Below are 22,309 nucleotides of genomic sequence, written 5' to 3' on the forward strand. Positions count from 1 at the left end.
TGCCTCGCCCGCCGCCGAGCCGACGTCCTGTTCGCCATGCTCCGCGACGGCACCTTCTACGACCCCCAACCCGCCCCGACCCCTTGACCAAAGTCATAGGGGCACCCCCCCGGCAGCCGCACGTCCCTGCGGGCCCCGCCAACAAGCTGGTCATCCCGTTCCGGCCACCTCGCGCCCCACTATGCACTCGATGTATACACCTCGCGTATAGTCCGCCGGAGATCCTCGCCCGAGGGTCACGAAGGGGAAATCTCACCGCCGGAGAGAGCACCGCCATGCTCAGAAACAGCCCACGTTCCATACGGTCCCGGGCCGCCGCATGCCTGGTCACGGCCGCCACGCTGACCCTGGCCCTGGCCGGCTGCGGCCAGGACTCCACCTCTCCCAAGGAGGCGCGCGGGCAGGCCGACGTCAAGGCCTCCGATGCCAAGACCCACCTCGATACGGCCGAACCCTCGGGTTCCGTGGACTGCGCCAAGGCCAAGTGCATCGCCCTGACCTTCGACGCGGGGCCGGGCCCGCACACGCCCCAACTCCTCGACATCCTCAAGGAGAAGAAGGTGCACGCCACCTTCTTCCTGCTCGGCAAGAACCACGTGGACACCTACCCGGAGACCGTGCGCAGGGCCGCCGGCGAGGGCCACGAGATCGCCAACCACACGTGGACGCACCGCCGCCTGGATCAGCTGAATCCCGCCGAGATCCGTTCCGAACTCGGCCGCACCCAGCAGGCGATCAAGGCGCTGACCGGCCGCGAGCCGACGCTGATGCGCCCGCCGCAGGGCCGCACCGACGGCGAGGTCAAGGACGTCAGCGAGGAGCTCGGCCTCTCCCAGGTGCTGTGGAGCGCGACCGCCAAGGACTACGCGACCACCGACAGCGCCCTCATCCAGCAGCGGATACTCGACCAGGCCGGCCGCGACGGGATCATCCTGCTGCACGACATCTACGACGGCACGGTGCCCGCCGTCCCCGGCATCATCGACCAGCTCAAGAAACGCGGCTACACCTTCGTGACCGTCCCGCAGCTGCTCGCGCCGGGCACCGCACGGCCGGGCACGGTCTACCGGCCGTGACCATCGGCCGCGTACGCCCGTATGTAGGGTCGGCCCATGGCCAGAGTGCGGTTGGGTGTGGCGGAACGGCGCGAGGAACTGCTGCGGGCCGCGGTCGGACAGATCGAGTCGCGCGGCGTCTCAGCGGTACGGATCGCCGACGTCGCCGCTTCGCTCGGCGTCAGCAACGCGCTTGTCCTGTACCACTTCTCGACGAAGGAGAAGCTGGTCGCGGCGGCCTTCGCCCATGCGGCCGAGGACGATCTGGCCCAGCTGCACAAGATCCTGGGGCGCCGCACCAGCGCGCTGCGCAGACTGCGGGCGGCCGTGCGCTGGTACGCGCCGACCGGGCCCGCCAAGGGCTGGCGGCTGTGGATCGAGGGCTGGGCGGCGGCGCTCCGCGAGCCCGCGCTGCGCGAGGTGACACACAGCCTCGACCAGCGGTGGAAGGCCGCGCTGACCGAGGTGATCGCACAGGGCGCGGCGGCCGGGGAGTTCGGCTGCGCGGACCCGGCGGGCGCGGCCTGGCGGCTGACCGCCCTGCTCGACGGACTGGCCGTGCAGATGATCTCGTATCCGGGCTCGCTGTCACGCGCGGCCATGCTGGAGTGGGCGGACGACGCGCTGGCCCGCGAACTGGGCGTGGACCGCGTGGCGTTGACCACGCCCCGCTGATGGCCGGACCCATCGAAGCCCGGCTTCCGCTTCCGGATCCCCCCTCGCCCTTCGCACGGCAGCGCCGTGTCCTGCGGCGATGCGGTGCGGGATCACCTGGCCGGCACTCCGCTCATGACCGGCGAAAACCACCCACACCGACTCCGATAACATGATCCGACTCAGATGATCGCCCATAGCGTTCCACCCTTCACGGAAACCATGCAATCGACCACGAAGAGTGACTCGCTTAGTCAACGTCTCACACATCGGCGTCTAAACAAATCGGCCAAACAATTGATATCGCGAATAAATAGCAGAATTACAGTTGCATGGCGTCAACCCCGGGTGATGCTGTGGGCCGCCGCAGGTGTGGTGACCCTCGGATTCCTCATCGCGTTGGAGATTGCCGCCCATCATTATGGCCTGCCGGGGCCGATGATCAACCAGGCGAAAGAGGTGATATTCGCGCCCAAGTCGGGGCCGCTGTTGTACGCCAGTATGGCGTTGATGATGGTGGTACTCACCTGGCGGGAACGCTTTGTCGCGATCGGTGCCGCCATCGGCATCGACGTCGTCTTCTTTCTGGTGCGGTGGGCAGTCGACGCCAAGATGATGTTCGGCAACGGCGCACTGTGGGTGATGCTGGCCTGCGCGGTCATCGCGATCACGCGTCGCACCGGCCAGGAACGCATGCTGCTCCTGAAGGGCGTCGGCCTCGGCCTCCTGCTGGTGGCCGGCCGCAAGACCGGCGACACCTGGCTGCTCATCACGTCGAAGACGCGCCCGACGGTGCTCGACCAGTACGTGGCGACGGCCGATCACGCGCTGGGCGACCCGTCCTGGGTGGCGGGCCGGATCGTCAACGCCACGGGCTCGATCGGCGCGCACGTCCTTGACTACGTCTACATCCAGCTCGCCGTGATGGCGGTCGTCGTCGCGCTCTACCAGCTGCGCAACGTGGCGACCGAGCGCCGCTTCCCGGCCCATCACCTGGTGCGCACCTTCCTGGTGATCGGCCTGCTCGGGCCCGCCATCTACATGATCTTCCCGGTGGTCGGACCGATCTTCGCGTACGGCGCCGACGGCGGGCACTTCGCGGTGGCCAACCTGTGGCCGAACACCCCGCCCGGCGGTGGCGCTCCGCACCACATGGGGTTCAACGAATTCACCCCGCGCAACTGCATGCCCAGCCTGCACACGGCGTGGGCGACCACCATCTTCGTTCATTCCCGCAAGGGTCCGCTGATCCTGCGCATAGCGGGTGCTTTCTGGCTGATCGCCACGCTCGGCGCGACGCTGGGATTCGGCTATCACTACGGCACCGACATCATTGCCGGCGTGGTGTTCGCCCTCACGATCGAGGCGGCTCTGCGCGCGCTCGCCCGCGGCTGGGACCGGTCCGGAATCCAGCTCGTCGCCTACGGCACGGCCGTCTTCGCCGCGCTCCTGGTGGCTTACCGCTATCTCCCGGTACAGATGGCCGATCATCCGTGGGTTTTCGGCCCCCTTCTCATGCTGGCGATGGTCTCGGTGATCTACAGCTTCGTACGGACGACCAGGCTGTGGGAGCCGCGGGTCGCACCGGCACGGCAACCGGAACTGCAACCCGAACTCGTCTGAGTCATCCTGGAGCGGGCGGTGGGCCGAGCGCTTACCGCCAGGGGACAAGAAGCTGAACGTGTGCGGGCGAAGACCTTCACCGTGCCGGTCGCACGGTGAAGGTTCCCGCTCGACGGGATTACGCCGAGAGCAAGCAACCGTTCCCCGCCCCTCCCCCAGCGGGCAGAGTAGCGATCATGAGACTGCTGATGCTGGGTGGAACGGAATTCGTCGGCCGGGCCGTCACCGAGGCGGCCCTCGCCCGCGGGCACGAGGTGACGGTCTTCCACCGGGGGCGGCACGAACCACCTGCCGGGGTGGTCTCGCTGCACGGCGACCGCACCTCCCCCGAAGGCCTCGCGGCGCTCGCGGACGGCGAGTGGGACGTGGTGGTCGACACGTGGTCGCACGCCCCGGCCGTCGTCCGCGACGCGGCCCGGCTGCTCGCCGGACGGGCCGGCCACTACGTGTACGTGTCGAGCCGCTCGGTGTACCCCGAGACGGCCTCGCTCGACGCCGGCGAGGACGCACCGCTGGTGGACGGCTCCGCCGACGAGGCGGGCGAAGTGGCCTATCCGCAGGCCAAGCGCGGCGGCGAACTGGCCGCGATCCGCGAATACGGCGCGGACCGGACCCTGTTGGTGCGGGCGGGCCTGATCCTCGGCCCGTGGGAGAACATCGGCCGGCTGCCGTGGTGGCTGAACCGCGCCGCGCGCGGCGGCGACATGCTCGCGCCGGGCCCGCGCGACCTCGGGATCCAGTACATCGACTGCCGCGACCTCGCGGAGTGGACCCTGGACGCGGCCGAGGCCGGCCTCAGCGGCCCGTACAACGTCGTCAGCCCGCCGGGGCACGCGACGATGGGCTCGCTCCTCGACGCCTGTGTGCGGGTCACCGGTGACCGGGCCGTGCTGCGCTGGACCGACCCCGAGCCGATCCTCGCCGCCGGGATCGAGCCGTGGCTGCAACTTCCGGTGTGGCTTCCGCCGGGCGAGCTGCACGACAAGATCCACAACTCGGCGGTGGCGAAGGCGGTCGCGACCGGGCTGCGGTGCCGCCCCGTCGAGGAGACGGCGGCCGACACCTGGACCTGGCTCCGCTCGATCGGCGGGACCGCGCCCCAGCGCCCGGACCGGCCCCGGGTCGGCCTCGCCCCGGCGACCGAGGCGAAGGTGCTGGGCGGCTGACCGGCCATCCGGACCGTCAGGCCTGACGGCGCCACCCAGTGACGCTTCGCCAGGTCTGACGGCTCGTCAAAGAGGCAGCAGATCGGGGCGCTTGGCCGAGACCTCGTCGCCCGACGACTCGCCGCGCAGCCGCCGACCGATCCACGGCACCAGGTACTCGCGCGCCCAGTGGATGTCGTCGCGCCGCACCTCCAGGGTGCCCCGCGGCGGCAGCGGGGGCCACGGCTGGTCCGGGTCGGCCGGGACGTCGAGCCCGAGCACCTGGGCGGCGCGCAGCGCGACCCGGGTGTGCCCCTCGGCGGAGAGGTGCAGCCGGTCGTCGTCCCAGGCCCGCCGGTCCTGGACGGATTTGAGCGACCAGAGGTCGAGCACCGGGCAGTCGTAGCGGTCCGCGATGGCCCGCACATGCCCGTTGTACGTCGCGATCTTGCCCCGCAGATGGCGGAGCAGGGTGACGCCCCGGGTGTCGAAGCCGGTGGTCACCATGACGGTGCCGACGGCCGACTTCAGGTCGGCAAGGGCCCGCTCGAAGCGTTCCGCCACCTCGTCGGGGTCCGTGCCGGGCCGGATGATGTCGTTGCCGCCCGCGCAGAAGCTCACCAGGTCGGGGGCGAGTTCCTTGGCCCTGGGGACCTGGTCCTCGACGATCTGGTCGAGGAGCTTGCCCCGCACCGCGAGGTTGGCGTAGCGGAAGGACCCCTCCGGCCGCTGGTCTGCGAGCAGCACTGCGAACCGGTCCGCCCAGCCGACGAATGCCCCGTCCGGGCCGGGGTCGCCGACGCCTTCCGTGAAGCTGTCGCCGATCGCCGTGTACGACCCGAACGTGCCGCTGCTGAATGATCTCGAATCGTCTGCCACGAGTGCTTATCCTTCACCCACGCAAGTGACCTACGCCACCGTAGGGAGGGGTTGACGGTGGGTGATATAGACCACCCGGTCAGTTTCCCAGGTTCGGGAATAGGCCGGAGGCAAACCCGCAACTGCCTGACGGGGCTCGGAGATTCACGCCGTACGAGGCCTCGGGCAGAAGGCCCTTGACCTCAAGCGGACTTCAGGTTGAAGACTGAGCGACATGATCAACAACAGCGCGGTTCCCGAGGCCTCCGTCCTTTCCCTTCCCCTCTCCGACGGCTCGCTCGACGAGCTGGCCGACAGGCTCGCCGGTGATGCCGCGATCGTCGGCATCGGGGAGTCCACGCGGTTCTCCCGGGAGACCTACGGCATACGCGACCAGCTCTTCCGCCGCCTTGTCCGGCACCACGGGTTCCGGGCCCTCGCCGTGCAAGACAGCGCCGGTGTCGGCGCCGAGCTCGACCGGTACGTGCTCGGCGGCGACGGCTCGGCCGCGTCCGCACTCGACCACGCCTGGCGCCCGCAGCGCACCGTCGAGCTTGCCGCATCGCTCCAGTGGATCCGGGAGTTCAACCGGGAGCACCCGCACGACCCCGTACGGATCTTCGGTGTGAAGCCCGCCCAGGCGGGGCCGGAGGATTACGACGCCGTCCTGGACCACGTCCGGGAGTCGGCCCCCGAGCGGCTCGCGGAGCTGGCGTCCCATCTGGACCCGATCCGGACCGCGCACCGGACCGATGAGCACGTCCAGCGCGCGCGCGGAATCCACCCGGGGCGCCCCTTCGCCGAGCATGCCCGCGACGCGCTCGCGCTGCTCCGGTCGCTGCCCGGCGTCGACGCGCACGACGGCGTCCTGGCGCGGATGCGGCTGATCGCGGACTTCCATGCGCACAGCGTCGCCGGGCGGGGCAACTACGCGGGCGAAGCCGGGGAATGGTCCGAGGTCGTCGGCGACTTCCAGCGCCGGACCGGGCTGCGCACGGTCTACTGGGACGGCATCGCGCACACGTCGGCGACCGAGACCGTCCTGGGCATGGCACCGGAGCGCGGTCCGCAGCCCACCGTCGGCAGCGTGCTGCGCAAGCAGTACGGCGCCCGGTACGTGTCCGTGGCCATCGGCTTCCACCACGGGGATCTCGGTTCCGTCGCCGTCCCGGAACCGGCCGCCGACCTCATCGACGCGCGGCTCGGTGAGGTGGACCTGCCCGCGCACTGGCTGGACCTGCGCCTCGACGACGTCCGCAGCCACTGGGACGGTCCAGCGAAGGCCCGTGTCATCAGCGGCGTCTACGACCCGGCCCGCGACGCCACCGGGTACCTCGCGGTCGACTCGCTCGCCGACGCCTTCGACGTGCTCGTCCACGTACGCCGGGCGTCCCCGGTCCGGTGGCTGCCGTGAGACCGAGGACGGGCGAAGGGGCCGCCGCGATGCGACGGCCCCCGCTCACTGGACGAGTCAGCCGGTGAAGGCCGCCGTGCCGTTCGGGGTGCCGAGGCCGGTCGGGCCGTCGTAGCCCGTACCCGCCTTGCACAGGTAGTCGCTGCAGCTGCCGTTGGCGCCGGAGGTGACGTCGTTCAGCGAGCCGGTGTGGGCGTAGGGGAAGGACGAGGGAGTCGAGCTCGCGCCGGGTGCGCCGGCCAGGGCGTACACGCTCGCGATGATCGGCGACGAGGCGCTGGTGCCGCCGTACACGTTCCACCCGCTTGCCTGGTAAGTGTCGTACACCGCGAGGCCGGTGGCCGGGTCGGCGACCGCGGCGACGTCCGCGACGGCCCGCTTGGCGCAGGCGGTGTCCTTCTGCCAGGACGGCTTCGGGTCGTACGCCGAGCAGCCGGAACCGGCGCCGTCGCCACCGGAGCTGGAGCCCCAGACCGACTCGGACCAGCCGCGCGTACTGCTGTCCTTCTTCAGCGAGGTGCCGCCGACGGCGGTGACGTACTGCGAGGCCGCCGGGTACTCGACGCCGTATCCGCTGTCACCGGAGGAGACGGTGATGGCGACGCCCGGGTGGTTGAAGTACTTGCTGTCGGCGGTGGTGTCGGAGGCGTCCTCGCCGCCGCCGTAGCTGTTGGAGACGAACTTGGCGCCCATGGTGACCGCGCGGTTCACCGCGGCACCCAGGTCGTCCATGTTCGCGGACTTGGCCTCGACGAGCAGGATGTGGCACTGCGGGCAGGCGGCGCTGACCATGTCGACGTCGAGCGAGATCTCACCGGCCCAACCGGCGTCCGCCGTCGGGTAGTTGGAGCCGCCGTCCTGGTCGACCTTCTTGAAGCAGCCGTTCGCGGTGGTGCAGGCGGGCAGCCCGTACTGCGAGCGGTAGGTGGCCAGGTCCGACTCGGCGTTCGGGTCGTCCTGCGCGTCGACGATGGCCACCGTCTGGCCGGAACCCCCGCTCGCCGGGAGGTTGTAGGCCTTCTGGAGGTCGGCGGGGCCGAGGCCGGAGGGGGCGGCTTCGGCGGTGATGCCTCTGTGCTGCTGGACGTCCGTACGCTCAAGCGCGAGGCAGTGCATCTGGCCCTGCTTGGCCGTCGCGCACAGCTGCTTGACGTTGGACGCGGGGTCGTTGGCCTGCTGCGCGGCGGCTGTGGGGGCCGCGGCGAGCAGGCCGCCGGTGACGAGCGCGACCAGGGAGAGGAGCGCCGAGGCGCCGCCGGCTCGTTGTCCGAACCTGGAGGTTCGTATGTGTTGCACGGTTCTTCCTCCATGGGGGGATCGTCCTGCCCTGGGACGGACGGGACGCGAAGAAACGTCGAGTGCATGACAAAGTGACGTTCGGAGACTGCCACCACGGAAAGTGGGGGCAGTCATGAACGTACCTACGGACAACACCGGTTGACAGGCGCCACATGGCAAAGGCTGTCTATTGCCTATGTGCGCAAGTGCGCTTCGCGTGAGGGAGGGGTGAAGAGATCAGGTCCGGCGGTCACACCATGCCCCGGTCATGGACGAACCCCCCATCTCTTTACGGGAGATGAGGGGTCGCTTCCCTCTATGGCACTCAAATCGGGCTCGCGTCAGCCTTTCCAGCGTCCCAGGAATTCCCCGGCCGCTTTCCGCCCCTGTTCGACGACCGCGTCCCGGGCCTCCGCGTCGATGCGGAAGTCGGTGATGCCGACGCCGGTGCAGTCGACCGCCATGGTGCGGTCGCGCACGCCGGGCCGCTCCAGGGACGTCTGGTCGCGGCCGACCAGGGCCGTCGTGACGACCTGTTCGAGCAGCGTCAGCGGCGGCCACATGACGCGCGCGGCGATCGGCGCGAGATTGGCGATCCCGGCCGGCAGGTCGGGGATGATCCGCACGCCGAAGGTCGGCCAGCGCGACTTCTTGCCGTCGGTGCGGTCGAAGATGTCGACCGCGAAGTTGGACAGGATGCCGCCGTCCACGATCACCGAGGACTCCCGGGTGACCGGGTTGGTCAGGGCGCACGGCCGGAAGTAGAACGGGATCGACAGCGAGCAGCGGACGGCGTCCGCGACCTTCTGCTCCTCGGCCTTGAGCCCGAACAGGTGGTAGTCCCAGGGCAGTCGGAGCAGCCGGCCGCGCGTGACGTCGGTGGCGAGCACGACCAGTTTGTACTTCTGGTCGTCGGCCAGGTCGGCGTCGGCGCCCGGGTCGTCGGTGCGCAGATCGGCGAAGGTGGAGACACCGAGCTCGGCGAGCTCCTCCTCGATCCACTCCCTGATCCAGTCCCCGCGGTACGCGCCCCGCGTGCCGAACAGACCCACCCCCTCGCTCACCAACGGCACCCCGGGCGGCCGGCGGTCCGGGATGCGGCTCAGGTCGAGCCGGTCCATGATGCCGCGCAGCTCCTTGGCGCCCACCCCGGCCGCCACAAGGGCCGCCGCGATGGCGCCGACCGAGGTGCCGGCCGCGCGCGGGAAGGTGTAGCCGTCCTCCAGGAGGCGGATGACGGCGCCCGCCGAGCCCAGGCCCCGTACGCCGCCTCCTTCGAGGACGACGTCGGCCTTGCGTTCACCGTTGGTCATCGCGGCGCCCCCTTCACTCCTGACCGGCGACGTTCCACGGCGCGAACGCGTTCCCCAAGCCGGTGAGCGCGGTGCGCAGTTCGGGGTGGTGGCGCAGCAGCACGCTGACCATGCTGTTGTCGTCGATCCACTTCAGGCCCGCCTTCGAGTACACCTCGGGGGTGTAGTACTCGGTGAAGAAGCGGTCGCTGTTCAGGCGCCGGGACGCCATCAGGATGAAGATGCGGAAGGCCGTGTCGCTGAAGGCGAATCCCTTGGGGAGCTTCTCGGCGAACATGCCGACCGACAGGTCGACCTTCTCGATGTCGCCCTCGTACACCTTGCTGATCTGCTTCGCCCACTGCGGGTTGTCCGTCAGGTCGTCGAATCGCGCGGCGGGCTTCAGGCGAAGCAGTCGGCGGAACTCGTTGTAGCGGGGGACGCCGAGTTCGCGGGAGCGCAGGATGTCGGTGGCGGCGAGGTCCTGGAGGTGGCCGTCGGGGCGCTCGTACTCCTGGAGGAACTTCGGGAAGTTGTGCAGGGTGACGAGCCCCGGGTGGAGCGTGCCGAAGCTGTAGAGGAGGTCGGTGGTCGAGATGGAGCCGAGGACCTTGAGGGCTTCGGGGCCCGCGATGTCGCGGAACGAGGCGTTGCGCAGGGTGGTGTTGTCGTTGGCGGCGCGCAGCTCCCAGTCGTCGCGGATCAGCGGGTGCATCCGGTAGACGGCGACGAACTCCTCGGTGAGCGCGTACGGCACGCCGTAGTGGTCGGTCTCGCCGCCCGGGATGCCGCTGACGACCTCGGACTTGCTGATCCGGCCGAACAGGTCGTGGACGCGTTCCCCGGCCAGGCCCCACCAGTTGGTGTGCAGCGCGGTGACGGTGGTCGGGTGGCTGATGACGGCCGGGGTCCACTCCACGGTGTGGATCTTGGCGAGGAGGGCGGCGTTGATCAGCCGGCCCCGCTCGAAGAGCTCCTCGTCGTCCCACTCGGGGTACGCGGCGTGCAGGTGGTCGCAGATCGCGTTGTGCTCACGGGTGAACAGGCCCTGCATCAGGGCCAGTCCGAGCCAGAAGCCGGGCACGCGCGAGGGGTCCTTGGCGGGGTCGGAGGGGAAGGGCATGCGCTCGTCGTCCCACAGGTGGAGCTTGCCGAGCTCGCCGGTGCGCATGGCGCGCTGCTCGTCCTCGGTGCTGCCGTAGATCTGGGAGGCGTCCCACCAGTGCGAGAAGACGTTGACGCGGGTGTCGGGGGTGCCGGCCGGGGCGTGCGGGTCGCGGGTGGGGTCGTCCGGGGTGCGCATGATCTGCATGGGCTGCTCGGGCCACGGGTCGTCGTCCATGAGCGGCACGGTCCAGGGCCGGTCGGTGGGGCTCGGGCCGTGGCTGAACCAGTCGCGGACCATGAACTGGAGCCAGGCGGCGACCAGCGAGTTGACCGAGTCGGCCGAGATGAACGTGTCGCGGGTGAGCAGTTCGCGGCTGACCTTGCGCGGGTTGGGTTCGGAGAGGACGTCGGCGGGGGTCGCCGAGGCGATCTTGTCCAGCGGGATGTTGCGGCCGAAGCGGGTGCCCGCCATGCCCATCCGGGGCTGGTCGAGGTCGTTGTAGCTGCCGTCGGCGGTGCGGTTGACCTTGAACGAGTCCTTCGGCGGTACCGGTTCGGGCACGTTGACCGCGGGGATCTTGTTGGTGTCGTGCAGGTTCTCCTGGCGGTAGCGGACGCGCAGTCCGAGGAGGGTGCCGAGGCCGAGCGGCAGCGGCAGCTTGTCCCAGCCGATCCTGGCGTCCAGGTAGTCCGCGATGCCTACGACGATTCGCCACGGCAACGAGGTGCGGTACGAGCTCATCGGATCCCCCCTTGGGGCTGTCCTTGGGGCAGTGGTGGTGGCGCGTCGGCGAGGATCACGTCGCTCGCCTTCTCGCTGATCATGTAGATCGGGGTGGCGATGAAGAAGCCGGGGATGCGCGGGAAGACGGAGGCGTCCACGATGCGCAGCCGGTCGACGCCGCGCACCCGGAACCTGCTGTCGACGACGGCCGCGGGATCGCCGTCGGCGCCCATCGGGCAGCTGCACGAGGCGTGGTGCCCCCACGCCTCGTCCTGCACCCAACTCCGCACCTGCTCCCGGGAGTTGACGCTCCTGCCGGGCCAGATTTCCTCGCTGACGGAGTCGCCGACGCGGCGGTTCATGCCGCGCACGAACTCCACGGCGTCCGTCATCGCCTCCAGGTCGACGCCGTCCTTGTCGGTGCCTTCGGCGAAGTAGTGGAAGTTCACCACGGGGGTGTCGCGCGGGTCGGCCGAGCGAAGCCGCACCGCTCCCCCGCTGTTGTGGGTGTGCGCCTTGAGGATCGCCCAGGTGAACCGGTCCTTGTGGCGCAGGTTCTCCTTCGAGTAACCGGGGTAGTAGCCGCGGAAGTCGGCGGGGAACCCGAACAGGAACAGGTCGGGCGCGTCCAGGCCGGGCCGGGACTTGCGGGTGATCCCGACGACCGAGCCGTTGGTGGTGTAGAGCCCTTCGCCGCGCTGCCAGGCCCGGTAGCAGCGGTCGGGGGTGGTGCCGGGCTCGGGCGCGTGGAAGGTGCAGTCCTTGACGATCGGGAATTCCTTCGCCATGCGGCTGACGACGCCGACCTCGTAGCGGTCCGGGAGGTTGCCGCCGACGCCCTGGAGGTCGAGGCGTACGGGGATGCCGTGCCGCTCCAACTCCTGGCGCGGCCCGATGCCGGAGAGCATGAGCAGCTGCGGGGTGTTGAAGGCGCCCGCGCACAGGATCACCTCGCGCCGGGCCGCCAGCCTCACCAGGGGCGGGAGCCCAGGCTCGTACGAGGCCGAAGGGTCGGCTCGGTAGGCGCGGGCGGCGTCGATGAACTCCACTCCGGCGGCCGCTCCGGCGTCGTCGAGGAGCACGCGGGTGACTAGGACGTCGGTGCGGACGGTCAGGTTGTCGGGGTGGGTGGTGCGGGCCGCCCGGATGCGGTCGCGGGCCGCGCTGCGCCGGCCCCGGTCGGTCGACAGCGGGATCTGCCACAGCCCTTCGAGTCCGAGGGTCTGCACCCGCCAGTCGTTGGGGTCGACGACCGCGCCGAGGCCTTCGAGGGGCGAGAGCGGGCGGCCGAGGAAGTCGGCGAGCTCGCCCTCGGCTGCGGTGAGGATGACCTTGAGGAGCTGCTTGTCCTGGATGATCAGTGCGGGGTCGGCGAGATGGGTGGGCAGCCAGCCGTCGAAGCCGTGCCGCGAACGGTTCAGATAGCGGTCGGAGACGAACGGGAGCGCCTTGAGGACGGCGGCCAGAAGCGGGTTGGCGGGCAGGCGCTTGGGCCTCGGACGGTAGCCGCAGCGCTCGATGCGCTCGAAGTAGCCCCGCATCGCGTCGGCCCGCCAGGACGGGTCGCCGGTCGCCTCCGCGATGGCGTCCCAGTCCCGGTTGTAGGGATAGACCGTGATCATCGCGTGGTGCGCGGTGCAGCCGCCAATGGCTCCGGCCCGCGGATAGAGGATGCCCTGGCCCGCGACGACCTTGGTGTCGCGCTGCTGCTGCTCCTCGTTCGCGTAGTGGCGCACGAAGTAGTTCCAGCACTGGACGGGGTCCTCGGAGGCGTCCCCGTGGAAGGCGGGCACCAGGTAGTTGTCGTTCTCGTGCTCGCCGCCCGCGTCGATGAGCAGCACCTTCATGCCGGCCTCGGCCAGGTTCGCGGCGAGCGGGCCGCCGCCCGCGCCCGCGCCGACCACGATGTAGTCGTAGTCCGCGCCCGTCACTTCTTCCCCTTCGCTCCATTGCCGAGCGCGCTCACGGCGAGCGCGGTGTTGGTCGCGGAGATCAGCGTGGTCATCGCCGCGGTGCGGGGCGGCAGCAGGCCCTTGATGCCGAGCATGGCGGCGGTCAGGGTGTCGGAGGCGTGGATGAGGACGCCCTCGCGGAGGTCCTGTTCCAGGCGTTCGCCGCGGTTGGTGAGCAGGTCGAGGCCGAGCAGGATGGTGCGGATCCCGAAGAGCCGGAAGGCGTACACGGCCGCCGGATTGGGTTCGGATGCGCGGTCGAGCCGGTCGATGAGCAGGGCCGGCGCGACGAGTCCGGCCACCCCGTTCAGGAGCCGGATCCCGGCGAGGCCGTACAGGGCCGCGGGCCGGGCGGTGCTGGTCGCTGCGGCCGATGCGCGTTTCTTCGGCATGGTCCACTCCCATCAAGTCGGTTCGGGTCGTTGGCGGGGCGGCCCGGCGCGGGCCGCGGCTCCTACTCCTGGCCGAGCCTGCGGGCGCTGCTCGCCCCGTAGGCGGCGTCGCGCGAGCGGTTGAGGTTGCCGAGCGGCCGGAAGGCGTCCGTGGTGCGCCACGGCGTGAAGACGAGCTGCTCGATGCGGCGCGTGACGGCCACCGCCTCGTTGGAGTCGAGGTCCTGGCGCGGAATGGTGAGCGTGGCGACGGGCACGGGCGGTGCCACGTCCTCGGGCCACTCCACGGAGGCGTTCTCGACCGGGGTGGTGGCCTCGTCCACGAAGCGTTGCAGGCACAGCTCGTACACGACGTCCCGTTCGCGCAGCCGGGCGGCGAACTCGGTGCGCAGCCGGTCCCGGTCGGAGCGGTCGGGCTTCGGAGCCGGGAGCCCGCCGGGGTTCGGCCGCAGCTGGTACTGGACGGGTCCGGCGTCGCCCCACAGGATCGGGGCCTGGCTCCAGTAGCGCTCCTGGGAGAGGCTGCCGATCTTGCGCGCGACGGCCTTCTGGAGGGTCTTGCGCATGCGGGTCGCGGCCGGCCGGCCCACCGCGCGCGGCAGCTTCACCAGGAAGCGGTAGGCGACCTGCGCGGTGCCGCTCGCACCCGCCATGACCTCGGCGAACTCGACGAATTCACGGGCGTTGGCGGCGTGCGACGCGGGGATGTTGAGCATCAGCAGGTCGTGCCGTTCGTCGTCGCCGACGACGATGCGCACGGCGATGCCCCGCAGGTCCTGCGCGGCGTCGGCGGCCGGGACCCCGGCCGCGTTGGAGTACCGCACGAGGGCCGGGTATTCGGCGCCCGGCTGGACGAAGCCCTCACGCAGGCTCAGGGGCAGATCGGTGTGGAAGCGCACCCGGGCGTTGTCGACCGCGAGGGTCGTCTTGGCGTGGAACGCCCGGTCGGGGCCCGGAAGCCGACCGGTGTCCTGGTTGATGCGCTGGATCCGTACGATGCGCTGGGCGAGCTCCTCGAAGACCTTGCGCTCGGCTTCGGAGCTGCCTCCCTCGTACTGCTCGTACTTCTCGTGCTGCCGGGGATCGGACATGGTCCGGCTCCTCCCAACCGTGGGCGGGGAGCAGCGACGCTACTCGGCACCGGGTGGGCGGGGTATGCCGGTTTCGGGCCTCTTGTTCGATCTCCGGCGGCTATTTGCATCGGCGTACAACAACCGGGACCGGTGCTGGCGGCCGGGGCTCCATGGGCTCCGGGCGCGCCGGCGGGGTCGGCGGACTCCGCGCCTCAACCTCAACTGCCCCATGAACAAAGGCTGTTCATGGCCGAGTCCGGTCATACGGGACGTACGAGAGCGCTCTCACGTCCTGCGCAGCCGGAACACGGCCGCGTCCAGGTCCCCGCGAAGCCCGGTGGCGAGCCCCCGGTGGAGCAGCACGGCCCCGCTGTACACGGTCCCGGTGTCCGGGCACGTGTAGGAGGCGGCGGGATCGAGCCCGCGCAGCCGGACGGCGGGCGGCGGCTCTCCGTAGTGCTGGGCCTGGAGCCAGGCCAGGACGACGGTGTCGTCGCCCCGGGTGTACTGGACGGCGCCGAGCCCGCCGTCGGGCGGCCGCAGCCGGTACTGGGCGCCGAGTTGCACGACCGGTCTGATCTCCTTGTACAGCGCCACCCAGTCGCGCGCCTCGGCGAGTTCGGCCGGGCTCCAGCGGGTCAGGTCGCCGCCCACGCCGAGCACCCCGGCCATCGCGCTCACGAAGCGGAAGCGCAGGCTGCTGACGCGCCCGTTGAGCTGGGTGTTGGGGCTGTCGGTCACCCAGGCGGCCATGACCCGGGCGGGGTGCAGCTGGCTGAAGCCGTACTGGATGGCGAGCCGGTCCAGGGGGTCGGTATTGTCGGAGGTCCACACCTGGTCGGTGCGTGAGAGCACCCCGAGGTCGATGCGTCCGCCGCCGCCCGAGCAGGACTCGAAGGCGACGTGGGGGTGCGCGGCGCGCAGCCGGTCCACCAGGGCGTAGAACGCGTGCACATGCTCGACCCACAGCTTCTGCGGATACGGCTCCCCCGGCCATCCGGCGTCGGTGAAGCACCGGTTGAAGTCCCACTTGACGTAGTCGATGGGCGCGCTGGTGAGCAGCCCGTCGAGCTGTTCCCACAGGTGGTCCTGTACGTCCTTGCGGGCGAGGTTCAGGACGAGCTGGTTGCGGAACTCGGTGCGGGTGCGGCCGGGCTGGAACTGCACCCAGTCGGGGTGGGCGCGGTAGAGATCGCTGTCGGGGTTGACCATCTCGGGCTCGACCCAGATCCCGAACTGCATGCCCAGGCCGTGCACTTCGTCGGCCAGCGGCTTCAACCCACCGGGAAAGCGGGTGGGGTTGGGGCTCCAGTCGCCGAGCCCGGCGGCGTCGTGGGTGCGGGCGCCGAACCAGCCGTCGTCGACCACGAACAGTTCGACGCCCATGTCGGCCGCCCGCCGGGCAAGGGCGCGCTGCTGGTCCTCCGAGATGTCGAAGAGGGTGGCCTCCCAGGAGTTGTAGAGCACCGGCCTGGGCTTGCCGGCGCGCGGGATCACATGGGCCAGCTGCCAGGCATGCCACTGCCGGCTCGCGCCGCCGAACCCCGCGCCGCTCCACAGCCCGGCGAACACGGGCGAGGTGTACGACTCGCCGGGCGCGAGCCGCATCAGGCCCGAATCGTCGTACCCCGCACCGCCGTTGATCTGCACCCGGCCGTCGGGCAGGTGGTGGACGGCGATGCGCCAGGACCCCGACCAGCCGAGCGCGCAGCCGTACACCTCGCCGCTCTCCTCGGCGGCTTCCGCACCGGCGTCGAGGGCGACCCAGGGCAGGTGCTGGTGTCCGGTGTGCCCGCGCCGGCTGCCGAGCACCTTCTCGCCGGGGGTGAGTCCGGAGCGTACGAGACGGGATTCGGCGGCCCAGCGGCCGTGCAGCTGGGAGAGGCGCCAGCCGTCGCGCTCGGGCAGCGTCCAGGTGGCGGCGTCAGCGCGCAGCAACTCCAGTGACCCGTCGGCCAGTTGACTGGATACGGTAACCCAGCGTTCGACCACGTCGAAGTCGTCCCGCATGCGGTAGTGCAGGGTGAGAGCGAGCCCGGTCGCAGGGTCGGTGAAGCGCAGCTTCAGTTCGTCGCCTTCGACGTCCGAGCCCGTGAAGTCCCAGGCGGTGCCGCGCGTCTCACCCGCCCGCACGGACAGCGCGGGGCGCACGAAGCGGGGGCCGCCCTCCACCGGGTACTCCTCCAGTCCGTCCGTGCGGGACTCGAAGGGCCAGTGGGGTGCGAGCGGCTCGCGGGCCAGCGCTGCCGCGGCTTCCAGCGAGATGCGGGGGCCCCAGTGGAGGTGCAGCAGCTCGTCCCGGTCCGTGAGGTGCAACGCGTAACTGCTGGTCCGCCCGCCGAGCACCCAAAGGCGTCCGTTGTCACCGATCTCCATCATCTTGCCCCCCAGATCCGCACACGTACGCACAGGATCGGGGTGGCAGGGTCCCCGGGGCAACGCCTGTGCAGCAGGCAGGGAGATGGTTGCCCCAGGAACGCATGTCGTATCGTCGACAGACGCGCAGGACGCGCCACCCAGGATCGACGTCAGGAGTCCCCGTGACCCAGCAGATTCCGCAGGTCCCCGCGACAGAGCCCGAGCTTTCGGGGGTGCGCAACTTCCGCGACGTGGGCGGGTTGCCGACCGTGGACGGGCTGCGGGTGCGCGGCGGGCGGCTCTTCCGCAGCGGGCACCTGGCGCACGCCACCGAGGCGGACGCGGCCTACCTGGCCACCCTTGGCCTGCACACGGTCTTCGACTTCCGCAACGCCGGGGACCAGAAGCTGGAGGGGCCCGACATCGCGCTGCCGGGCGTGCGCAATGTCAACATTCCGATGACGGATCCGGCCGACGGGGCGGAGTTCTGGAAGATGGTCCGCGACGGCGGCCTCGATGAGCTGCGCTCCGCGCTCTCGGGAACCCGGGGCGCGGACCGGATGATCTCCGTGTACCGCGAGGTCATCACCGAACGCACCGCCGAGCACAGCCGGGTACTGCACGCGCTCGCCGAGGACAGCGTGCCCGCGCTGATGCACTGCGCCGCGGGCAAGGACCGGGCGGGTCTGGCCATCGCGGTCGCACTGCTCGCGGTCGGCGTGGAGCGGGACGCCATCGAGGCGGACTACCTCAAGTCCAACGACCCGCACCGCCGCTACAAGGTGCGCCGCTCCAGCACGTCCGCGGACGCGATGTCCCCCGAGGTGATGGAGCTCCTCAGCCCCCTCTTCGACGCCCGCGCGAGCTATCTGCACGCGGCCTTCGACACCATCGAGGAGACCTGGGGCTCCACCGACCGCTACTTCTCCGAGGGCCTGAAGCTGGCCCCCGAGACCCGCGAGCGGCTGCGCGAACAGCTCCTGGACGGCGCGGTCTGAGCCGCCGGGCCGGGCGCTACTTCCCGCCCACCTCGAAGAGCAGGTAGAGGAAGCCCGCGAAGATGTGGCCGGCGATGAGGTAGGCGAAGAGCCGCACGACCAGGCCCCGGGGAAACTTGGTCTCCGCGGTCTCCTCGATGTTCTTGCGGGGCGCCGCCGCGGCGGGCGCGCTCTCGTGCTCGGACATGTCTGGTCCGTCCTCTCAGCTGTGCGGGTGGTACGGATGCGGATCGGGGCTCTGCAGCAGGGTGTGCACGAAGAGGAACTCGGCTCCGCCGTGCGAGGCGGCGGAGATCCGGTGCGGGGTGAGCGAGTCGAAGTGCGCGCTGTCACCCGGATCGAGTTCATGGGTGGCGTCCCCGAGGCTGAGCCTCAGCCGCCCGGTCAGGACGTAGAGCCACTCCTCACCGGGGTGCACCCGGACAAGCTCGCGCTGGGTGCCGTACGGGACCTCGACGCGCAGCGCCTGCATGGCGCGGCCAGGGCCGCCGGCCTCGTGGTACGTCCAGCCGTCGGCCTCGCGGGGTGCGGCCCGGCCGGCCCGGATGACGGGCTCGCGCTCCGGCGGCATCTCGCCGAGCAGCTCGGAGACCGTCGTACCGTAGATGCGGGCGAGCCCGAGCAGCATCGGCAGCGAGGGCTGGCGGGCGCCCGTCTCAAGCCGGGAGAGGTGCGCGGGCGAGAGGCCGGCCCGCTGGGCGGCGGCCTCCAGGGTCAGACCGCGGCGGCGGCGCAGTTCGCGCAGCCGGGTGGCGACGCCCGGGAGCGGGAGCGCCGCGACATCGTCGGCAGGAGTGCTCATGCACTCCATTCAGGCAGGCCATTGCCTCAGAGGCAAACTTTTTGCCTCTGAGGCAAACCGCACGCGCCTCTACCGGTTGGCGACCGCCTGCTTCACCAACGTCCGGCCGAAGTCCCACATGAGTCCGCCCCCGCCGTGGGCGTCGTCCATGACGGCGGTGAACGCCTCGACGAACCGGTCGACCTCTCGCTCCGTGATGGTCAGCGGCGGAATCAGCTTGATCACTTCCAGGTGGTCGCCGGAGACCTGGGTGAGGATCCGGTGCTTCTGGAGCAGCGGCACGACGACCATCTGCGCGAAGAGACCCTTGCGGGCGGCCTGGAGCATGGTCCAACGGCCGCGCAGCTTCAGCGAGTTGGGCCGTCCGAACTCGATGCCGATCATGAGCCCGCGGCCGCGTACGTCCGAGAGGAGCTCGTAGCGGTCGGTCAGGGCGGCGAGCCGGGTGCGCAGGAGATCGCCGACGGTACGCGCGTTCTCGACGACCCCCTCGTCCTCCATGACGGACAGGACCGCGAGCCCGGCGGCCATCGCCTGGGCGTTGGAGCCGAAGCTGGCCGAGTGGACCAGGACCCGGTCCATCGACGAGTAGACCTTTTTGAAGATCCACTCCTTGCCGAGGGTGGCGCCGACCGGCACATAGCCGCCCGAGAGCGCCTTCGCGACGCATACGAGGTCCGGTTCGACGCCCTCGTCGTGCTGGTAGGCGTAGAAGTCGCCGGTGCGGCCGAGGCCCGTCTGCACCTCGTCGGCGATGAGCAGCGCCTTGTGCCGGTGCAGGAGTTCCTGCGCGGCGAGCAGATAGCCGGGCGGCGCCTCGTGGACGCCCTTGCCCTGGATGGGCTCGACGATGAGCGCGGCCACGTCTCCGCGCCTCACCTCCCTTTCCAGGGCGGCCAGATCACCGAGCGGCAGCGCCGTGTCGGGCAGCAGCGGCGCGAAGCCGTCGCGGAAGCCGGACTCGCCGTTGACCGAGAGCGATCCTGTCGTGAGGCCGTGGAAGGCGTGCGAGCAGTACAGGACGCGGGGCTTTCCGGTGGCGTACCGGGCGAATTTGAGCGCGGTCTCGACGGCCTCGGTGCCGCTGTTGCCGAAGAACACCCGGTCCAGGTGGGGGCTGTGCGCGAGGAGCTTCTCGGCGAGCAGGCCGGGCAGCGGCTGGCAGTCGAAGCGGGTCAGGTCCGCGAGCGAGGCGTCGAGCACGTCGTGCAGGGCCTTGCGGACGACGGGGTGGTGGCGGCCGAGGCCCATCACGCCGAAGCCCGCGAGCATGTCGAGGTAGTCGTTGCCCTCGGAGTCCCAGAAGTAGGCGCCCTCGGCCCGCTCGTAGACCTTGTCGAAGCCGATGGTGTGCAGCATCCGCGGCAGCTGGTGGTTGAGGTACTTGGTGTGCAGCTCGTAGCGTTCGGCCCCGCGCTCGGCGAGGAGTCGCGTCAGGTCGAAGCCCTTGCCCTGAGGGGGCTCAGAGGTGAAGCCCTTGGCTCCGGGGGCCTCGGAACCCGGTACCGCGAAGCCCTTCGGCTCGCCTTCGGTCATGCCTCGTTCTCCTTCTCGGCCGCCGCAGCGGCTTCCTCCGTGGCCGCGAGGGCGGCGCCGATCCGTCCCGCCACCTCGACCGGGGTGAGCCCGATGTCGGCGAGCACCTCGGCGCGCTTGGCGTGCGCGAGGAACTGTTCGGGGATGCCGAAGCCGCGCAGCGGCACGTCCACTCCGGCGTCCCGCAGGGCCTGTCCGACGGCCCAACCGACGCCGCCGGTGCGGATGTTGTCCTCCACGACGGCGACCAGGCGGTGCCGCGCGGCCAGCGGGGCGAGCTGTTCGTCGACGGGTTTGACCCAGCGCGGGTCGAGGACCGTGCAGCGGATGCCGCGCCCGGCGAGCAGCTCGGCGGCCTGGAGACAGACGGGCGCGAGCACCCCGACCGCGACGAGCAGCACATCGGCGTCGTCGTCCTGACGCAGCACATCCATGCCGCCGATCCTGGTCACGGCCGGGATGTCGGGCCCGACGGACTCCTTGGGGAAACGCAGCACCGTCGGCGCGTCGTCGACGTCCACGGCCTCGCGCAGCTGCGCCCGCAACTGGCCGGCGTCGCGCGGCGCGGCGATCCTGAGCCCCGGCACGACCTGGAGCATCGACAGGTCCCACATCCCGTTGTGGGAGGGCCCGTCGACACCGGTCACCCCGGCCCGGTCGAGGACGAACGTCACCCCGCACTTGTGCAGCGCGACGTCCATCAGGACCTGGTCGAAGGCCCGGTTGAGGAAGGTCGCGTACACGGCGACGACCGGGTGCAGGCCGCCGGTGGCGAGCCCGGCCGCGGAGACCGCCGCGTGCTGCTCGGCGATGCCGACGTCCCACACCCGGTCCGGGAAGCGCTCGGCGAACCTGCCGAGGCCCGTCGGGTGGAGCATGGCGGCGGTGATGGCGACGATGTCCGGCCGCTCGGCAGCCAGTTGGACGAGCTCGTCGCCGAACACGGCCGTCCAGGAAGGCCCGTTGGAGGGAGTCAGCGGCTCGCAGGTCAGCGGGTCCATCGCGTTGACCGTGTGGAACCGGTCCGCCTCGTCGTCGAGGGCGGGCTGATAGCCGCGCCCCTTCTCGGTCAGGCAGTGCACAAGCACCGGCCCGTGGAAGCGCTTGGCCCGCCGCAGCGCCGATTCGACGGCCTCGGTGCTGTGCCCGTCGATCGGTCCGACGTACTTCAGACCGAGGTCCTCGAACATTCCCTGCGGGGCGAACGCGTCCTTGAAGCCCTTCTTCGCACCGTGCAGCGACTCGTACAGGGGCTGCCCGATGACGGGCGTGTGCTGGAGCACGTCCTTGCCCCAGGCCAGGATCCGCTCGTAGCCGTCGGTGGTGCGCAGGGTGGCGAGGTGGTTGGCGAGCCCGCCGATGGTCGGCCCGTACGAGCGCTCGTTGTCGTTGACCACGATGATCAGCGGGCGGTCCCGGGCGGCGGCGATGTTGTTGAGCGCCTCCCAGGCCATGCCGCCGGTGAGCGCGCCGTCCCCGATGACGGCGACGACATGCCCGTCCCGGCCGAGCACCTCGTTGGCCTTGGCGAGCCCGTCGGCCCAGCCGAGGACGGTGGAGGCGTGGCTGTTCTCGATGACGTCGTGCTCGGACTCGGCACGCGAGGGATATCCGGAAAGGCCGCCCTTGGTGCGCAGCTTCGAGAAGTCCTGCCGGCCGGTGAGCAGTTTGTGTACGTAGCTCTGGTGCCCGGTGTCCCACAGGATGCGGTCGACCGGCGATTCAAAGGCCCGGTGCAGGGCGATGGACAGCTCGACCACCCCCAGATTGGGTCCCAGATGGCCCCCGGTGCGCGCCACCGCCTGGATCAGGAACTCCCTTATTTCTTGGGCGAGTTCATCGAGTTCGGCCTGGTCCAACGGTTGCAGGTCTTGCGGCCCCCGGATGTTTTCCAAGATCGTCACGCTCGGGCCCCCTCTTTCGAATCCTGTTCAGCCCACCGGCACGCTCATGTTCACCGCACGGCGACGTCGGGCCGCCCCGAGGTCACGCCGTCCTTCTCCATCTGCTCCGCGATCTTCATCGCCTCGTCGATCAGCGTCTCCACG

Annotated in this window: 18 protein-coding genes; 6 read left to right on the forward strand and 12 right to left on the reverse strand. The window is 70.6% G+C overall.

Annotated elements, in window-relative coordinates; translation table 11 throughout:
• Positions 1–275 precede the first annotated feature (275 nt).
• The 4 genes from IE206_RS40965 to IE206_RS40980 all read left to right on the forward strand — a co-directional run bounded on the left by IE206_RS40965 (position 276) and on the right by IE206_RS40980 (position 4,498).
• Positions 276–1,076: a polysaccharide deacetylase family protein gene (locus IE206_RS40965; RefSeq protein ID WP_189971677.1), complete on the forward strand. Its 801-nt coding sequence runs from the start codon at positions 276–278 to the stop codon at positions 1,074–1,076.
• A 36-nt stretch (positions 1,077–1,112) separates the two neighbouring features.
• Positions 1,113–1,730: a TetR/AcrR family transcriptional regulator gene (locus IE206_RS40970; protein WP_189971679.1), complete on the forward strand. Its 618-nt coding sequence runs from the start codon at positions 1,113–1,115 to the stop codon at positions 1,728–1,730.
• A 330-nt stretch (positions 1,731–2,060) separates the two neighbouring features.
• Positions 2,061–3,332, forward strand: coding sequence for a phosphatase PAP2 family protein (locus IE206_RS40975; protein WP_189971703.1), 1,272 nt, complete (start codon positions 2,061–2,063; stop codon positions 3,330–3,332).
• A gap of 188 nt (positions 3,333–3,520) precedes the next feature.
• Positions 3,521–4,498: an NAD-dependent epimerase/dehydratase family protein gene (locus tag IE206_RS40980; RefSeq protein ID WP_189971705.1), complete on the forward strand. Its 978-nt coding sequence runs from the start codon at positions 3,521–3,523 to the stop codon at positions 4,496–4,498.
• 66 nt (positions 4,499–4,564) lie between these two features.
• On the opposite strand, the gene IE206_RS40985 is transcribed toward IE206_RS40980, so the two are convergent.
• Positions 4,565–5,356: an SGNH/GDSL hydrolase family protein gene (locus IE206_RS40985; protein ID WP_189971682.1), complete on the reverse strand. Its 792-nt coding sequence runs from the start codon at positions 5,354–5,356 to the stop codon at positions 4,565–4,567.
• 214 nt (positions 5,357–5,570) lie between these two features.
• Between IE206_RS40985 and IE206_RS40990 the strand changes: the two genes are divergently transcribed.
• Positions 5,571–6,749, forward strand: a complete 1,179-nt coding sequence (locus IE206_RS40990) for an erythromycin esterase family protein (protein WP_189971684.1) — start codon at positions 5,571–5,573, stop codon at positions 6,747–6,749.
• A 57-nt stretch (positions 6,750–6,806) separates the two neighbouring features.
• Here the strand turns inward: IE206_RS40990 and IE206_RS40995 are convergent, their stop codons facing one another.
• From IE206_RS40995 to IE206_RS41025, 7 genes are all read right to left on the reverse strand, one after another.
• Complete coding sequence (locus IE206_RS40995; protein WP_189971686.1) at positions 6,807–8,045, reverse strand: S53 family peptidase; 1,239 nt, start codon at positions 8,043–8,045, stop codon at positions 6,807–6,809.
• 323 nt (positions 8,046–8,368) lie between these two features.
• Positions 8,369–9,340: a patatin-like phospholipase family protein gene (locus IE206_RS41000; RefSeq protein WP_189971688.1), complete on the reverse strand. Its 972-nt coding sequence runs from the start codon at positions 9,338–9,340 to the stop codon at positions 8,369–8,371.
• 13 nt (positions 9,341–9,353) lie between these two features.
• The gene (locus IE206_RS41005) at positions 9,354–11,168 is read right to left on the reverse strand and encodes a peroxidase family protein (protein WP_189971690.1); all 1,815 of its coding nucleotides are present in this window, start codon (positions 11,166–11,168) and stop codon (positions 9,354–9,356) included.
• Positions 11,165–13,081, reverse strand: a complete 1,917-nt coding sequence (locus IE206_RS41010; protein WP_226599578.1) for a GMC family oxidoreductase — start codon at positions 13,079–13,081, stop codon at positions 11,165–11,167. Before IE206_RS41010 ends, IE206_RS41005 begins: the two co-directional genes overlap by 4 nt.
• Complete coding sequence (locus tag IE206_RS41015; protein ID WP_226599579.1) at positions 13,078–13,494, reverse strand: hypothetical protein; 417 nt, start codon at positions 13,492–13,494, stop codon at positions 13,078–13,080. Before IE206_RS41015 ends, IE206_RS41010 begins: the two co-directional genes overlap by 4 nt.
• A 62-nt stretch (positions 13,495–13,556) precedes the next feature.
• Complete coding sequence (locus IE206_RS41020; protein WP_189971692.1) at positions 13,557–14,585, reverse strand: catalase family protein; 1,029 nt, start codon at positions 14,583–14,585, stop codon at positions 13,557–13,559.
• A gap of 267 nt (positions 14,586–14,852) precedes the next feature.
• Positions 14,853–16,946: an alpha-galactosidase gene (locus IE206_RS41025; protein ID WP_189971694.1), complete on the reverse strand. Its 2,094-nt coding sequence runs from the start codon at positions 16,944–16,946 to the stop codon at positions 14,853–14,855.
• 161 nt (positions 16,947–17,107) lie between these two features.
• Here IE206_RS41025 and IE206_RS41030 point away from each other — a divergent pair, with 161 nt between their 5' ends.
• Positions 17,108–17,923 (forward strand): tyrosine-protein phosphatase, encoded by an 816-nt coding sequence (locus tag IE206_RS41030; protein WP_189971696.1) that lies wholly within the window; start codon positions 17,108–17,110, stop codon positions 17,921–17,923.
• 16 nt (positions 17,924–17,939) lie between these two features.
• On the opposite strand, the gene IE206_RS41035 is transcribed toward IE206_RS41030, so the two are convergent.
• The 4 genes from IE206_RS41035 to dxs form a co-directional block, all read right to left on the reverse strand.
• The gene (locus tag IE206_RS41035; RefSeq protein ID WP_189971697.1) at positions 17,940–18,110 is read right to left on the reverse strand and encodes a DUF6126 family protein; all 171 of its coding nucleotides are present in this window, start codon (positions 18,108–18,110) and stop codon (positions 17,940–17,942) included.
• 15 nt (positions 18,111–18,125) lie between these two features.
• The gene (locus tag IE206_RS41040; protein WP_189971699.1) at positions 18,126–18,725 is read right to left on the reverse strand and encodes a helix-turn-helix domain-containing protein; all 600 of its coding nucleotides are present in this window, start codon (positions 18,723–18,725) and stop codon (positions 18,126–18,128) included.
• 69 nt (positions 18,726–18,794) lie between these two features.
• Positions 18,795–20,261, reverse strand: coding sequence for an aspartate aminotransferase family protein (locus IE206_RS41045; protein ID WP_226599580.1), 1,467 nt, complete (start codon positions 20,259–20,261; stop codon positions 18,795–18,797).
• A complete protein-coding gene (dxs, locus tag IE206_RS41050; protein WP_189971701.1) occupies positions 20,258–22,165 on the reverse strand; it encodes a 1-deoxy-D-xylulose-5-phosphate synthase in 1,908 nt (635 codons plus the stop codon). Before dxs ends, IE206_RS41045 begins: the two co-directional genes overlap by 4 nt.
• Between the last annotated feature and the right edge of the window lie 144 nt (positions 22,166–22,309).

The organism is Streptomyces violascens, from assembly GCF_014649955.1.
In the GTDB taxonomy this organism is placed as follows: domain Bacteria; phylum Actinomycetota; class Actinomycetes; order Streptomycetales; family Streptomycetaceae; genus Streptomyces; species Streptomyces violascens.